The organism is Marinicrinis sediminis, assembly GCF_042685085.1.
GTDB classification, from domain to species: Bacteria; Bacillota; Bacilli; order Paenibacillales; family KCTC-33676; genus Marinicrinis; species Marinicrinis sediminis.
On sequence record NZ_JBHUMM010000045.1, the window covers coordinates 65,354 to 79,863 of the forward strand.

Here is a 14,510-nt window from a genome sequence, read left to right on the forward strand (position 1 = left end):
ATTGTTATACAAACCTTATACATGAAAGGGATAAAAATAGCGTCCCGCAACAAGTTCCATTGTGCGGCAGACGCTATTTGAAGTCGCATTCCAAAGTGGATCTGCTAACGCATTTTTTTATTCTTCATCATTTGCTGAACGCGGTTCATTTGCTTGGAATTCAGATTATAACCCATTTGCTGAGCCATCTTTTGCAGCATTTCCGGATTGCTCTGCATTTTTTCCATTTGCCGCTTCAAGTAAAATACCCCGATGAAGAAGCCTAGCACCAGGCCGACAACCAGCGCGATGATAGAGAAAATCGCTGTCCACATGTTATTCACCTCTGCCTATTGATGTCCGAACTTTCACATGCCTTATCATAGCATGGAACCGAACAAGTTACAAACTCATCCAGCTGTCATAGGTCGTTCCAGTTCCAGTAGTTTGGCCTTTGTTTCCATGCCTCCGGCATAGCCAATCAGCTTGCCGTTTTTTCCGATCACACGGTGGCAAGGAATGACAATCGGCAACTTGTTTCGATTGTTCGCACCCCCGACTGCCCTCACGGCGAGCGGGGAACCGATGGCCTCGGCAATTTCCTGATAGGATCGGGTCTCTCCGTAGGGAATAACCGCTAATGACTGCCAGACACGCTGCTGAAAGGCCGTACCTTCCATCTTCAAGGACAAATCAAAACTCGTTCGTTCACCTGTAAAATACTGTTCCAGTTGTCTGACTGCCTCAGCCAGCTGCTCTGTGGCTGCTGCCTGTTCGGATTGGGACAGAGACCGCTCATTCGTGTTCTCCCTGGTCTCAGACGTGTCCCCTTCATGTTCAAACTCCGTGACAAATTGAATGTCCGTAATGCCCTCCGCAGTTGCGCAAATACGCAATGGTCCGAGTGGACTCTCCATCATCGTCTTAATCTTCACGATGTATCGCCTCCCTTGCCTCCGGCTGAAGAGCGCGTACGATCGCCTCCAGCACTTCGTCTGTATCCTCCTGGTCCTGCGCCGCTGCCAGCGCGTTCCTCGCCTCAGATGTTCCGATCTGACCCAGGCTCCAGGCAGCCGCTTCCCTGATTTCAGGACGCGGGTCTTTGGCCAGCTTCTCCCGCAGCAGAGAGACGCTGCTCTCATCCCTGAAATGCCCGAGTGCAATGATACTGTTTCGCTCGATCGGTTTTTTCCCTCTCCATGCGGCAGCACTGCTCCCGAATTTTTCCTTGAACTGTCTGTTGCTCATTTCCAGAATGGGCTTTAGGAGCGGCTTGACCTGCTCGGGATCAGGCTGGAGTTCATCGTGATGCGTCCAGTTCTTCCCTTTATTCTTGGGGCAGACGATCTGGCAGGTATCGCAGCCATAGAGACGATTCCCGAGCTTCTTCTTGAACCGATCCGGCAATATCGTTTTGGTCTGGGTCAAGTATGAAATACAGCTGCCTGCATGCAATTCACCAGGGCCAACCAGCGCACCAGTGGGACACGCATCGATACAGATCGTACAATCTCCGCAGTCCTCCGTCACGGGCTTATCCGGCGGCAGCGGCAGATTCGTAATCATCTCCCCCAGGTAGATCCATGATCCCATCGTCGGAGAGATGACGCTGCAATTTTTGCCAACCCAGCCAATCCCGGCCCGCTCAGCCACTGCGCGATCCACCAGCACACCGGTATCGACCATGCTTAAGGCACGAACACCGGATACGCGCTCCATGAGCCAAGCTTCCAGTCGGTCCAGCCGTTTGCGGAGTACATGATGATAATCTTCACCCCAGGCAGAACGCGAAAGCATCCCCCGATACGCACCTGGCACCGATCTCGGAGCATCTTGAAGCTTGCTTGGATAGCCAATCGCAATGGCGATGATCGATCTTGGCCTGGACAGACTAAGCGCAGGATGCGTTCGCTTCTCTATATCCGGTTCTTCAAATCCCGATTCTCTGCCCAGCTCCCGATGACGAAGCAAAATTTGCTTCAATTCGAGAAAAGGCTCGGCAGCAGCAAACCCTATCTGGTCAATGCCCAGCGATTTACTCGCATTTGCAAGTTCATTTTTCAAGTGAAGCCAGTCTGTCTCAGATGCCGTTTCCATGTTCAGCTTCACGGTCCTCACCTCTTTGCTTACTTGGTCATGTCCACAATGGCTGCCCGTGCCAATTCATCACAACGATTGTTGTACGGATTGTCGCTATGACCTTTTACCTTGATATATTCGACTTTGTGCTTGTCCATCAGTGCCAACAGCCGCTTCCACAGATCCTGATTCTCCACGGGCTGATTCTTGCTGTTTTTCCAGCCATTTTTCTGCCAGTTGCGATACCAACCTTGCTTGAAGCAATTGACGACATAAGCGGAGTCACTATACAGCTTCACCTCACAGGGCTCCTTGAGCAGTTCCAGCGCCTGGATAACCGCTTCGATTTCCATCCGGTTATTCGTCGTATTCGCTTCGGCGCCGGAGATTTCCTTGCGATGCTCTCCATACATCAGCAATGCTCCCCAGCCGCCAGGTCCCGGGTTACCCGAACATGCGCCATCCGTGTAGATCGTTAATTCCTTCATTCCAACCCCCGATTTCGCCACGCCCGCCAGGCCGAATAGTAGGCTCTTACCGTATCATCATGAAAGGGAGCCTGTCTCAGCTCAATGCGTTCCAGAAGCCGATTCAGTCCGGCTTGCACCTTCTTCTGCACGAGCGGCGAGTAATGGTACTTTAGTTTATGATGCTCATATTCCTCTTCATCTACAATATGCACCTGCTTGTCATGGGAGACTACGACGTCAAGATCATAATCAATGTACGTCATGCATCTCCCGTCACTGTAGGGAGGCGAAGCAATATTGCAATAGTAACGTATACCCGATGCTTCCATCAGGGCGACGACATTGAACCAGCTGCCGGGAACAAAAAAGGAGACGCCCGGAATGCGGCTTACCCATTCATTCCCGTTCGCTTCCTGGATGGGGGTATGGTCATTGATCAGAATGAAGAGACCTGCTTCCCGATGCTCCGGAGTAAGCAGCTCGCCGCCCAACAGCCAGTTTTCCTTCCACATTCGGTGCAAGTGACCGTCATGTTTAAAGCTTTTGATCATATAGGGGACGTATCCGCTCATCATTTCGTCCTTTCCTGTTCATCATTTACAGAAGCGCTCTCCGGCTTCCGTTCTTGCTTTCGTGCTTTCGTGCTTTCGTGCTTTCTTGCTTTCTTTCTCTCCTGCTTTCTTGCTTACTTGCTTACTTGCTCACTTCTTTATCTTCTATAGTAATAGAAAAGCATATCTCGATGCCACAATTAAATGACAAAAAGATATGCTTTCCTATAAATTCCTCATGTTCTCTATCTGAAGCTGGCCCGAGATCAATCCCGGTACGTGTGCATGTCTAACAGGAACAAATGGATAATTTGCGATCCATACTTGCTTCAAAATGACGATCCTCATACCCGAGAGACCGATATAGCGGCAACAGCGTTTCATTATGCTCATCCAATGGCACCACCACAGTGCGTACGCCTCGGGAATCAAACCGTTGCTTCAAGGCCCGAATGAGTGCTGCGTCAACCTCTCCGTTCCATTTCGCTTCTGCCACGGCCACCCGATAATAATATCCGCGATGATGATCAATCGTTCCAATAATGGTGCCGATCACTTGTCCGCTCATTTCGGCTACCATGACCAATTCAGAATCCCAGGACAACTGATTGGCAAAAGCCTCCATCGTTTCTTCATAACATTCATCCGACAATACTTCCTGCATGAACTGTGTAATAGGGGAATAGTCACTCAATTGAAAAGAACGTACATTAAGCATCCTGAATCCGCTCCCTGCTCTGCTATTATGGTGCAAGTATTAATCTTTTGTAAATATCCTATTTGTATAGTGTAATAGAATACGACAAAAACCGTCAAATTCCTCTTCAAATTTTAGTTTTTTCTCAAAAACCTTGCAAAATCTTCGTTTTTCTCTTGAAAGCGCTTAATTTAAAGCGTTTACAAAGAAGAATGTTTATGTATTTCAAGTTATTTACAGCATTTTTGTTTTATTTTATCCGCCTGTTTCGACCTCTTGTCTCCACATATTGCATACCGTTCCTCCCTTTCGTACACAATAGAGTTGGATAAGGAAGGAGGACGCAGCATGTATAACCTGAGAAGTCTGCAACAACTGGAAGATGTTCGTTTGAAAGACTGGAAACAGCATGAGCTCGATTTTCATCATCGTACGATGAGTGATCTCTCTCCGTGGCTCAATGCCCAGGGTGTATCCAAGCATCATGAGATTATTGAAGAGATCGAGAGTCGGGGGAAAGAGCCGGATACGGAGGAAGCATCCTTTACAGACTAGCGAAAGGCGAAATATGTTTCCATTCCTGTGAAGACGGGTAAAAGAGTAGAGAGTTGAAGAAGTCCCATCATTTGACCCCATGCGCCGACAGAAAAAACGAGGGCTTTACGACTTTTTATACATAAGTGTTGATTTACTATCAAAAATCAGGGATAATATTCCTTGGGAAAACCAACTATTTAGGAGGTTGTTTATTCATGGCACATCAGTTACCAGCACTTCCGTATGCAAACAACGCACTCGAACCACACATTGACGAGCAAACGATGATGATTCACCACGATCGTCATCATGCCACTTACGTGAACAATCTGAATGCTGCGCTCGAAGGTCACGCGGATCTGGAAGGCAAATCCATCGAAGACCTGATCGGGGATCTGGACAGCGTACCAGACAACATCCGCGGTGCCGTTCGAAACAATGGCGGTGGACATGCGAACCACACGTTGTTCTGGAGCGTGATGTCTCCTGATGGCGGTGGCAACCCGACTGGCGCGGTGGGCGAAGCCATCGATAGCGAGCTTGGCGGATATGATAAATTCAAGGAAGACTTCGCAACAGCTGGCAAAACCCGCTTCGGAAGCGGATGGGCATGGCTGAGCGTCGATCAAAATGGCAAACTGGTTGTTAGCAGCACACCAAATCAGGACAGCCCGATTATGGAAGGCATGACTCCAATTCTCGGTATGGACGTATGGGAGCATGCATACTACCTGAAATATCAAAACAAGCGCCCGGACTACATCGAAGCATTCTTCAATGTCATCAACTGGGATGAAGTAAACAAGCGCTACGAAGCAGCGAAAAAATAATTCGTCAACACCAAAAAGCAAGATGTCGAATCCTGTGATCGACATCTTGCTTTTTTCATGGGGATCATCAATAATAGATCAGGTGTTCCGTTTATGGAAAAAAATGAAACAGCAAGAAAGCAGGAATTCAAACCATGAATAAACCACGCCTCGACGCGATCACTTACGTCCGCGCCTTTGCCATTCTGGGTGTCCTACTCATTCACAGCACCAGTCAAACCCTTGTCTCCGTCACACCAGGCACACTGACTCATACCGTTTTTCTATACGTAAACAAAATGAGCAATTTTGCTGTCCCTGTCTTTGTTCTGCTCAGTGCCATGGTCTTGTTCTATCGATATGACCAACCTTTCAGTCTGACGCAGATTCGATCCTTCTACCGGAAGCGTCTTGCCTATATTGTGGTCCCTTATGTCATCTGGTCGGTGCTGTATCAGCTGTATTACACGTGCCTGCTGCCATTTATAAAAGGAGAAGCATGGCGCTGGGATTTTCTGAACATGCTGAAGCTGCTCCTGACTGGTCAGGCTGCTCCTCATTTGTATTTCTTTTTTATTCTGTTTCAGTTTTATTTGCTGTTCCCCGTGCTGATGATGCTCGCACAGCGGTGGAGACAACGTCCTTATCTCTGGATTTTGTTCGGGATAACTGTGCAATGTGTCTTTTATGCCATCACCTATGTGTATGCACAGCAAGTGGGGCCAGTCCCCTACCGAGCTACCTATATGTTCGGTTATATGGGGCTCATTGCAATCGGCGGGTATATCGGCATGACTTATCCGGTTGTACGCAGACGTCTTCAGAAATATGGACTCGCTGTGACACTGCTAACCCTGGTCGTCGGCATCGCCTACAGCACCGTATTTTATTGGGCCTACGCGGGCGTTTACCGTGCGCCAACTGTGCTCTTTGACGCTTCTTTTCATCTTTACGCGTTGTTGGCTGCGCTCACTTTGCTTTATGCGGCGGAACGCATGGCTGCACGGCCCGCTGAACATGGACGCAACAAGCTCTTGTTCCAACTGGGCGTGCACTCTTTCGGCATCTATTTAACTCATGTTGCCGTGCTTGACCTGCTGCGGCGGGCCCTGGAGGCACCCGGTCACACCCTGCTCTATCAAGTGTATGTCTGGCTGCTATTTGCCATCGCGCTGGTCATTCCGTGGCTGACTGTAAAGTGGCTGCGTCCCCAGAAGCACAGCTGGCTGCTACTTGGCAAATAAATGCTGAAACACACGCACAAATACATTTGGCAAAGCCAGTTGCTCCAGCTCCGGTCTGCTAACCCACCGGTAGCGATTGGCTTGCATCTGTTGAGAAGCCCCTGTACTGTCAGGTGAAAACACATACACGTTCATGTACCAATGAATATGGCTGAAAATATGCTCCGTTTCCAGCAGCAACTCGACGGGTTTCACTGCGATGCCCGTTTCCTGACGGATCATCTCGGCCAGCTGCTTCAGATCCGACCTGTCCGCCAAACCTTCGGATGGATTCTCCTCCCGAACGGTTTCCAAATGCGGCAATTCCCACATCTGAGCGAGCAAGCCCGTATCTGGACGCTGACGCATGACATAGCGGAATGAAGAAAATCCGCCCTGTTCTTCCTCGATCGGTGCCGCGATTAAGGCTGCCACCCGATATTCCTTTCTTGGTGCCTTTGCCTTTTTCTTGACAGGCAACTGTTCCTCTTTCCCTTCCAGACGCGCCTGGCAATGTTCCATCACCGGACAGGTCAGGCAGGAAGGAGAGCGAGGGGTGCACACCAGCGCACCCAGTTCCATCAGTCCCTGATTGAAATCCCCCGCATCCTCATGCGGAATCATCTCCCGAATGAGCTGCTCCATTTTCTTTCTGGTGGCAGGTCTGGCAATATCCTCTTCGATGAGGAAATAACGGGACAATACGCGCATGACATTGCCATCCACGGCAGGCTCCGGTCGATTGTAGGCAATACTGAGAACCGCTCCTTTCGTGTAAGGCCCGACCCCTTTCAGAGCGGAAAATGCGTCTGGCTCTGACGGCACCACGCCATCATAGGTGGCCTGTACCTCTCTGACTGCCTGCTGCAAGTTTCTTGCCCGTGAATAATAACCCAGTCCTTCCCACAGCTTCAGAACGTCCGCCTCGGGAGCTTCTGCCAGAGCCTGAACCGTTGGAAAACGGTCCAGAAAACGCTCGTAGTACGGAATCACGGTATCTACTCTCGTTTGCTGTAGCATAATTTCGGAGACCCAAATTTTATAAGGGTCTTTCGTCTGGCGCCATGGCAGATCCCGCTGATGCTTAATAAACCATCGCAGAAGCTGCTGTACAAAATACGTTCGTTCTATCTGCTCTGTCATGCTATTTCCGTTCCCCTGTCGTATCGTGAATTTCTTTGATTCCCTCTGTTTTATCTGTTTCCTGTGTTTTATCTGTTTCCTGTGATCCCTCTGTTATCTCTGGTTCCTGTGCATCCTGGATTTCATCGGATTCCCGGGTTTCTTGAGTTTGCCGGGTTTGTTGAATAAGCTCAGTTTGCTGGGTAGCATCCATCTCTCTATCTGAACCCGGATCGGCATTCTGGTCTGGTGCCAGTGCCGCAGCCGCTTCGTCCTGATAGTGGTCGGAGGAAACAGACTCAATCGGTTCGGAGACCTCGGCTGCCCTGTCCTCCCCAGTTTCTGATGGGTCTTCCTTCGCGAAGACGGGCTGTATCTGTTCGATGACGGCGGCAGCAGCGTGGAACTGTCTCTCACATTCCTCCTGCGACCAGTCCAGCAATTCACCCATCATCTGAATGATCGATGGCAGAATATCCGATGCATAACTGAAATGAATAGAGCCCATCCCTGTTCTTCGCAGGAAAAAATCAGCCGCTTCTACGGTCATTTCATATTGGACGGCATAGAGCACTTCCGCGCACAACAGACGCATCAGCATCGATTCCTGCTCTGAAATTTCTCTGACAAAACCCATGATGTATTCCGTTCCTGAGCCATAAGTCTCCAGCAGATGCTCTGCCCAGGCTGCCGGCACGCCTCTTTCCATACACATCTGAATGGTTCGGGTACGGTAATCGGTAAAGCTTTTTCCCAGATAGCCTCCGCCGGGCAACGGGCGCGAGCCCCACTGCACTTCTCTCCACTTGCCACGATAGCCATGTTCTTCACGCAAGCGATTGCGTACAAGCTCAATGACCTGCTCGGCTGTTTGCAGCACAGATGGTCCATCTGCCTGCTCCATACTGATCAGGCCAGAAGGTGAAATATGCAAATTCGGGAGACTTGGCTCCATAAACTGGCTACCCTGTCTGACCATTTTGACATCCTCTGGCCCAAGCGACGCGTCCGGGATATATCGATTGAACAGCTCCAGGACGATCTTCATCCACTTGTTCTCCTTATGATCGAGTAACGCAAGCGGTGCACGCTGCACATAGATGTGCGTCTGCTCCTTCACAGGCCACGCATACACCCAGCCCTCCACCCATGGAAAACTGACCGCCTTTTGAAGACGCAGCTTGCGGTTCTCAACCGCCAGCCAGTCAAAATGAATACGCTCCTGGCAGAGATAAGCAGGCTCCGTCGATGCATTCTCGTTTGGCTCGTCGGATTTCTCTTCCACACGCCATCCGGGATCAGCGGAGATCAAGGCGTGCAGAGCGGAACCAGCCGCGTTAATGACCACTTTGGAACGCAGGCTGTAGGTACGATGACTCTTGAGATCCGTCACATCCGCCCCGTTCAGTCTGCGTCCGTCTGTTCGCAGGTGGTCTACCCGGACATAATTACACACCCGGGCACCGTGTTCATGCGCCCCCTTGATCCATTCCATCGCCAGCCGCATGCCGTCTATGCGATAATCCTGATAGACGACACCACCCTTGAGCCGATGTGATGCCAGTGAGGGATGCATTTCCAGCAATTCATCTGCATTCAGGATGGCGGGCACAGAGTCGCGATTACGCCTCTTCAGCCAGGAACCAAACAGGGCCAGCTGAATCCGGTTCCGCCAATAGTCGTACTGATCTTTCCTGTAGTAGGGCAGGCAGACTTGCAAGGGATGAATCACATGAGGAGCCGCTTTTGCCAGCCTGGCCCACTCCTTCATTAGCGGGCTTCTTCTTCGATACTCTGCAAGCATACTTTCGGTATAACCGGGAGACAGACAGGCATACAGATCATTGGCAAAATCCCCTTCTGCAATGAGTCCGGTCTTCATGCCCATCGAAGCCGCGTACCACGCAATCGCCGCCCCGGTCGGACCTTCTCCGATAATCAATACATCCAGCCAGCCGCTTGCCATTTCCTCCAGCTGGGTGTTACGCTCTTTGGCTGAACAGGTCTGGACCATTTCCATGACCTCCTCTTCTATTCGCATCTTGTCTTCTTATCTTGCAGCCACATTTATCCTGTGTCTCCCGCTGAAGCGTAGGCTCCACAAACCTTTTGCTGTAAAATGTGACGTTTTTGATTTGGTTTCCATCCCCATATCGGCTATCATTATGTTAAAATTGCGATGAAGCTAGGGGGAAAAAGAATCATGAAATCGATTCGTATCGGAATGGCAGCTGTGGTGCTGACACTCACTTTAACCGCCTGCGGAAACTCGGAATCCGGGTCCGGATATCATGTGAATCAGGACAAGGAAGCCTTTCCCGAGGCTATAGAACTATACAATACACAACGTTGTCTATCCTGTCATGCAACCGATCTGGAGGGCAATATGGGCAGCAAGTCGAACCTGTCCCAAATCGGAAGCAAGCTCACCAAGGAAGAGCTCATCCAGGTCATTAGCGAAGGACGGAAGATGATGCCCGCTTATGCCGATCAGTTGTCCGCTGAGCAAATTGAGATGCTTGCGGAATGGTTAAGTACAAAATCATAGCGAAATCGACAACATTCATTCCTAGTTTACACTATCTTGCAGGAACGTTGAAAGGTCATTCTCAATCAGGAAGACAAGGAGGAAGGATATCACATGGAGGAACATAAAAGAGCCCAGCTGCTGCACAAAGACCGCCAATATGTGTGGCATCCTTTCACACAGATGAAGGATTACGAAAATCAGGATCACCTGTTGATTGAAAAGGCGGAAGGCATTCACCTGTATGGCGCAGATGGACGTACATACATGGATACGGTCTCTTCGTGGTGGGTCAATGTACACGGTCACGGACATCCTCGTATCAAACAGGCCATTCAGGAACAAATGGAGCGCATGGATCATGTGATGTTCAGCGGACTCACGCATGAACCTGCCATTGTACTCGCCGAAAAGCTGGTGGAACGAACACCGGAAGGGCTGACGCGTGTATTTTATTCCGACAACGGCTCCACAGCGGTGGAAGTCGCCCTGAAGATGTCCTATCAATACTGGCAACATCAGGGCCATAAGACCAAGCACAAGTTCATTTATTTGCAGGGCAGCTACCACGGAGATACGCTGGGAGCGGTAAGTGTGGGAGGCGTGGACCTGTATCATGCCATTTTCAAGCCTTTGCTGTTCTCCGCCTATCAGGCACCCTCACCTGCCATCTCCGGCATGGAGCAAAGCCTTGAGGCCATTGAAGACCTGATGAAACGTCATCAGTCGGAAATAGCAGGCATTGTCATTGAACCACTTATTCAGGCGGCTGGCGGCATGCATATCTATGGAGCGGATTTTCTCACCCGTCTGCGGGCATTGTGCAATACGTATGAGATCCACCTCATTGCTGATGAAGTGGCCACCGGCTTCGGACGAACAGGGAAAATGTTTGCCTGTGAATATGCCGGCATGACACCGGATCTTATCTGCCTGTCTAAAGGGCTGACCGCCGGGGTGATGCCTTTATCGGCCACACTTTGTACGGAAGAGATTTACCAGTCTTTCTATGATGATTATGAGACACTGAAGACGTTTTTCCACGGTCACAGCTTTACGGGGAATCCCCTCGCCTGTGCAGTTGGCATTGAAAGTCTGAATATATTCGAGGATGACAATCTGCTGGGGCATGTACAAGAGGTTTCCGCATACATGCAGCAGCAATTCCGTCGCTTCGCGGACCTGGAGCATGTGGATCATATCAGGGGACTCGGCATGGTAGCAGCCCTGAATCTCGTGAAGGACAAGGATCGTCAGGAAGCCTATGACCCGGTCAAGCGGGCAGGCTATCAGATTTACAAGCAGGGACTGGAGGAAGGGCTCATTCTGCGTCCTTTAGGCGACACGATCTATTACTGGCTGCCGCTCTGTACGACGAAGGAGCAGGTCGATACGATCATCGCGCGCACCTCATCCGTTATTGAAAAAGTAACCGCAAAGCTGTAACTTCCCTGGAACGAGAGAGGTATGGGAAACGGGTTGGCAGCAGAAGAGGCATGACTCGCTTGATGGCGTCATGCCTCTTCTCGTACCCATTAGTTCGCATAATACGGTGAAATCATCAGATAGACGATCACACCGGTCAGGCTGACATAAAGCCAAAGCGGCATCGTCCATCTCGCAATTTTGCGATGCTTCTCGACTTGCATCGTCAGTCCGCGCGCCAGTGTCGTCAACGCCAGTGGTACGATCACGATCGCAAGCAGCACATGCGTCAGCAAAATGAACAGGTAGATGCCCTTCATCACTCCGCTACCGCCATAAGAGGTGGATTCCGTCAAGTAATGATAGGTCACGTAAGACAGCAGGAACAGTGCCGTAGTCGTAAAGGCGGCATAGATAAAACGGCGATGCATACGTATGTTTTTCTGCTTGATAAAAAATAGCGAGGCCGTCAGAAAAATAAAGGTGAAGCTGTTCAATATCGCATTGAGCAGCGGCAGTACATAGACATCGAATTGAAGATCGCCGTCATACTCGGGTAAAAAAAACAATAAGGCCACCAGGGCGTTAATGACAATGGAAAGTGTCACAATCAGGCCCGTATAGGATCTGGGTTTGTCCGTCATTCATTCATCCTCCACTTACACTGAGTTCTCTGTTGTGCGGGTTAAATACCTGGAATAAGCGAGCGTTTGTGAGCCGTTTTGACAAACATCTGCTCCAGCTTTTCTGCCGCCTCTTGATCAATCGATTTGCCCTCGAGATAGTCGCTGTTGTCTGCATACGATATCCCCAGTTCCTGCTCATCGGTTTGGCCTTCCCACAGTCCTGCGGTTGGCGCTTTGTCCAGGATGGACTGCGGAACACCCAGCTTTTGGGCCAGCATACGAACCTGGCGCTTGTTCAGCGTACTGAGCGGAGTCACATCCACAGCACCGTCGCCATATTTGGTAAAGAATCCAGTAATCGCTTCCGAAGCATGATCCGTTCCGACCACCAGCAAATTTTGTTCAAATGCGAGGGCGTATTGCATGACCATCCGCGTTCTGGCCTTTATATTGCCCTTGCCCGGGATACTGACATGACGGTGTACCCCGATCCCCTTCATGGCATCCTCGACTTCAATGGCGATCTCATCGACCGTCTCCTGAATATTGGTCTCTACTTTATGCGTCAGCTGAAAGGCTTCTGCGACGGCATAGCTGTCCGCTATGTCCTCCTGCTGACCATAAGGCTGGAACACCCCCAGGGTCAGGTAGGCCATGCCGGTTTCCTCGCTCAGTTCATCTGTCGCCTGTTTGCACAGGGCCGTCGCAACAGCGCTGTCAATGCCTCCGCTGATCGCGATCAGCAATCCGGTCGTCCGGGACTGCCTGACTTGCTCCTTCAGAAAATCTACACGCTTGCGAATTTCCTGCTCGACCTCAATTTCCGGCTTCACGCCCAGTTGCCGAATGATTTCCTGCTGCATGCTCATCTCTATCCACTCCTGTACACGTCATTTATTGTATTTTAGTATACCCTACCTAATAACAACAGGAAAGAATCTTCATTTGTAAAAAAAATGAAAATTTGATTAATTTGTGAACTTATTCTGCTCTGAGAACGTCTATTTTTTTGAAATAAAATAAAGGGGGTGATTAAATATGCTTGTTCAAAAATCTAATAATAAGAAAAAGGTGATTTATTTGAAAAAACAAATCCTTATGTTGACAGTAAGTCTATTAGTTATTTTTTCTGCTACATCTTCATCATTTGCTGCATCAAAAAGATGTGATAATGACCCTGCTACTTCCGGATGTACAGACAGTTATTCTGGTACCTTTAATTTAATTACTCACGGTGCTTCTGTATCAAATGACTTTAGAATCCAGTATTCTAGGGATTGGAACACAGGGTCATATTACAGATGGAATGTAAATACTGGGGTTTCATATTCGAGTAGAACAGGGATGGATTATGAGGTACACTTAAATACTGTCTATGCAACCGCAACTGTTGATTATTATGTAGATGGCATTTATGTATCCACGATCAATCAAGACACTGCTCCAGGGGGCTGGAATTCAATTGGTTCAGGAACCAATTATGGTACTGTATACATGAAATTAGACGCAACAGATGCTTGGAATGACACAGTAGCTGATGCAGTGAGAATCAGCTGGTAAATATGAGGAGGTAAATAATGAAGAAAAATAAGTGGTTTATAGGCATCGTATCAATGGTATGCTTAACGATTCTTTCAATTGTAATCAATCAAAATGTAAATGCTGATCCAAAACCATTAACACCCGAATTAAAAAGCATCAAAAACAAGATGGAGAATGCCATTGATTATTACAAACATGCAAAAGGGTCCTACATCCAAACTTCATCTGACGGCTCCGTTCGCAAAATTGAATTTGAAGTGAATGAAACCGAGCAAGCTGGGAGTAAAGTAAAAATATACAATACTGACAATCAACTGTTGAGAACAACGATATCCAATCATCGTCAAATTCTCATACAAGATGATGTCCGAAAAACATACCATATCTCACCTGTTTCCGAACCTGCTCACCAGACCCCTGGTATTCGCAAGCAAATGAGAGAAGGTGCACCCGTATATATTTACAGGCCTGATCCTGCAGCACCCGGTGACAGTGGTACAGTCAGTTTTCCACAAGCACTGGCATTTTGGATGGATGAAGAATCTCGTAATTTCAGCATCACAGGTTCAACAAAAATACTTGGGCGAGAAGGGATCATCATTGAAGGAGTATCGCCCTTTAAAAATAAAGCAGAGAAGTACAAAATGATTGTCGATGAGCAAACGGGTATCCTGCTTCATTTTGAAGCATTTGATTCCAAAGGCAACATCGCATTGGCAGTAGAAGTCACTGAATTGGAAATTGATGCTCAATCAGCTTTAACTCAATCCTTTAAGTTAACTGCTCCAGAGGGTTATGTTGATGTAACTGTACATGAGAAGCTAATCAAATAAGATGACCGGAACTAAAATATAATTGCTTTATTTACACAAGAAGCCGCCTTTTCTTGAGAAAAGGCGGCTTCTTGTTATTGAGTGCAATTG

At 48.9% G+C, this 14,510-nt stretch carries 17 protein-coding genes; 7 read left to right on the top strand and 10 right to left on the bottom strand.

Annotated elements, in window-relative coordinates; genetic code table 11:
• Nucleotides 1-104 precede the first annotated feature (104 nt).
• The 6 genes from ACFSUC_RS18690 to ACFSUC_RS18715 form a co-directional block, all read right to left on the bottom strand.
• Nucleotides 105-314: a YneF family protein gene (locus ACFSUC_RS18690; protein ID WP_379931168.1), complete on the bottom strand. Its 210-nt coding sequence runs from the start codon at nucleotides 312-314 to the stop codon at nucleotides 105-107.
• A 75-nt stretch (nucleotides 315-389) separates the two neighbouring features.
• Nucleotides 390-914 (bottom strand): methylated-DNA--[protein]-cysteine S-methyltransferase, encoded by a 525-nt coding sequence (locus ACFSUC_RS18695; protein ID WP_379931169.1) that lies wholly within the window; start codon nucleotides 912-914, stop codon nucleotides 390-392.
• Nucleotides 904-2,076, bottom strand: a complete 1,173-nt coding sequence (gene queG / locus ACFSUC_RS18700; protein ID WP_379931280.1) for a tRNA epoxyqueuosine(34) reductase QueG — start codon at nucleotides 2,074-2,076, stop codon at nucleotides 904-906. Before queG ends, ACFSUC_RS18695 begins: the two co-directional genes overlap by 11 nt.
• A 29-nt stretch (nucleotides 2,077-2,105) precedes the next feature.
• Entirely contained in the window at nucleotides 2,106-2,546 is a 441-nt protein-coding gene (rnhA, locus tag ACFSUC_RS18705; RefSeq protein WP_379931170.1) for a ribonuclease HI, read from the bottom strand.
• Complete coding sequence (locus ACFSUC_RS18710; RefSeq protein ID WP_379931171.1) at nucleotides 2,543-3,103, bottom strand: DUF402 domain-containing protein; 561 nt, start codon at nucleotides 3,101-3,103, stop codon at nucleotides 2,543-2,545. Before ACFSUC_RS18710 ends, rnhA begins: the two co-directional genes overlap by 4 nt.
• A gap of 265 nt (nucleotides 3,104-3,368) precedes the next feature.
• Nucleotides 3,369-3,797: a GNAT family N-acetyltransferase gene (locus tag ACFSUC_RS18715; protein ID WP_379931172.1), complete on the bottom strand. Its 429-nt coding sequence runs from the start codon at nucleotides 3,795-3,797 to the stop codon at nucleotides 3,369-3,371.
• 327 nt (nucleotides 3,798-4,124) lie between these two features.
• On the opposite strand from ACFSUC_RS18715, the gene ACFSUC_RS18720 reads away from it, so the two are divergent.
• From ACFSUC_RS18720 to ACFSUC_RS18730, 3 genes are all read left to right on the top strand, one after another.
• Nucleotides 4,125-4,331: a hypothetical protein gene (locus tag ACFSUC_RS18720; RefSeq protein WP_379931173.1), complete on the top strand. Its 207-nt coding sequence runs from the start codon at nucleotides 4,125-4,127 to the stop codon at nucleotides 4,329-4,331.
• Nucleotides 4,332-4,528: 197 nt separating this feature from the next.
• On the top strand, nucleotides 4,529-5,143 hold the full coding sequence (locus ACFSUC_RS18725; protein ID WP_379931174.1) for a superoxide dismutase: 615 nt from the start codon (nucleotides 4,529-4,531) through the stop codon (nucleotides 5,141-5,143).
• Between the two features lie 134 nt (nucleotides 5,144-5,277).
• On the top strand, nucleotides 5,278-6,366 hold the full coding sequence (locus ACFSUC_RS18730; protein ID WP_379931175.1) for an acyltransferase: 1,089 nt from the start codon (nucleotides 5,278-5,280) through the stop codon (nucleotides 6,364-6,366).
• Here ACFSUC_RS18730 and mutY read toward each other — a convergent pair.
• Together mutY and ACFSUC_RS18740 are read right to left on the bottom strand one after the other, a co-directional pair.
• The gene (gene mutY / locus ACFSUC_RS18735; RefSeq protein WP_379931176.1) at nucleotides 6,352-7,488 is read right to left on the bottom strand and encodes an A/G-specific adenine glycosylase; all 1,137 of its coding nucleotides are present in this window, start codon (nucleotides 7,486-7,488) and stop codon (nucleotides 6,352-6,354) included. The genes ACFSUC_RS18730 and mutY overlap by 15 nt on opposite strands.
• 1 nt (nucleotide 7,489) lies before the next feature.
• Nucleotides 7,490-9,487 (bottom strand): FAD-dependent oxidoreductase, encoded by a 1,998-nt coding sequence (locus ACFSUC_RS18740; protein WP_379931177.1) that lies wholly within the window; start codon nucleotides 9,485-9,487, stop codon nucleotides 7,490-7,492.
• A 183-nt stretch (nucleotides 9,488-9,670) separates the two neighbouring features.
• On the opposite strand from ACFSUC_RS18740, the gene ACFSUC_RS18745 reads away from it, so the two are divergent.
• Complete coding sequence (locus ACFSUC_RS18745) at nucleotides 9,671-10,015, top strand: c-type cytochrome (RefSeq protein WP_379931178.1); 345 nt, start codon at nucleotides 9,671-9,673, stop codon at nucleotides 10,013-10,015.
• 93 nt (nucleotides 10,016-10,108) lie between these two features.
• The gene (gene bioA / locus ACFSUC_RS18750; protein WP_379931179.1) at nucleotides 10,109-11,440 is read left to right on the top strand and encodes an adenosylmethionine--8-amino-7-oxononanoate transaminase; all 1,332 of its coding nucleotides are present in this window, start codon (nucleotides 10,109-10,111) and stop codon (nucleotides 11,438-11,440) included.
• Nucleotides 11,441-11,529: 89 nt separating this feature from the next.
• Here bioA and ACFSUC_RS18755 read toward each other — a convergent pair whose 3' ends face one another.
• Both ACFSUC_RS18755 and nadE read right to left on the bottom strand, forming a co-directional pair.
• On the bottom strand, nucleotides 11,530-12,063 hold the full coding sequence (locus ACFSUC_RS18755) for a DUF420 domain-containing protein (RefSeq protein WP_379931180.1): 534 nt from the start codon (nucleotides 12,061-12,063) through the stop codon (nucleotides 11,530-11,532).
• Nucleotides 12,064-12,104: 41 nt separating this feature from the next.
• Nucleotides 12,105-12,914, bottom strand: a complete 810-nt coding sequence (nadE, locus tag ACFSUC_RS18760; RefSeq protein ID WP_379931181.1) for an ammonia-dependent NAD(+) synthetase — start codon at nucleotides 12,912-12,914, stop codon at nucleotides 12,105-12,107.
• Nucleotides 12,915-13,083: 169 nt separating this feature from the next.
• On the opposite strand from nadE, the gene ACFSUC_RS18765 reads away from it, so the two are divergent.
• Both ACFSUC_RS18765 and ACFSUC_RS18770 read left to right on the top strand, forming a co-directional pair.
• Nucleotides 13,084-13,605 (top strand): hypothetical protein, encoded by a 522-nt coding sequence (locus tag ACFSUC_RS18765; protein ID WP_379931182.1) that lies wholly within the window; start codon nucleotides 13,084-13,086, stop codon nucleotides 13,603-13,605.
• 17 nt (nucleotides 13,606-13,622) lie between these two features.
• Nucleotides 13,623-14,420, top strand: coding sequence for a hypothetical protein (locus ACFSUC_RS18770; RefSeq protein WP_379931183.1), 798 nt, complete (start codon nucleotides 13,623-13,625; stop codon nucleotides 14,418-14,420).
• The last annotated feature ends 90 nt before the right edge of the window (nucleotides 14,421-14,510 follow it).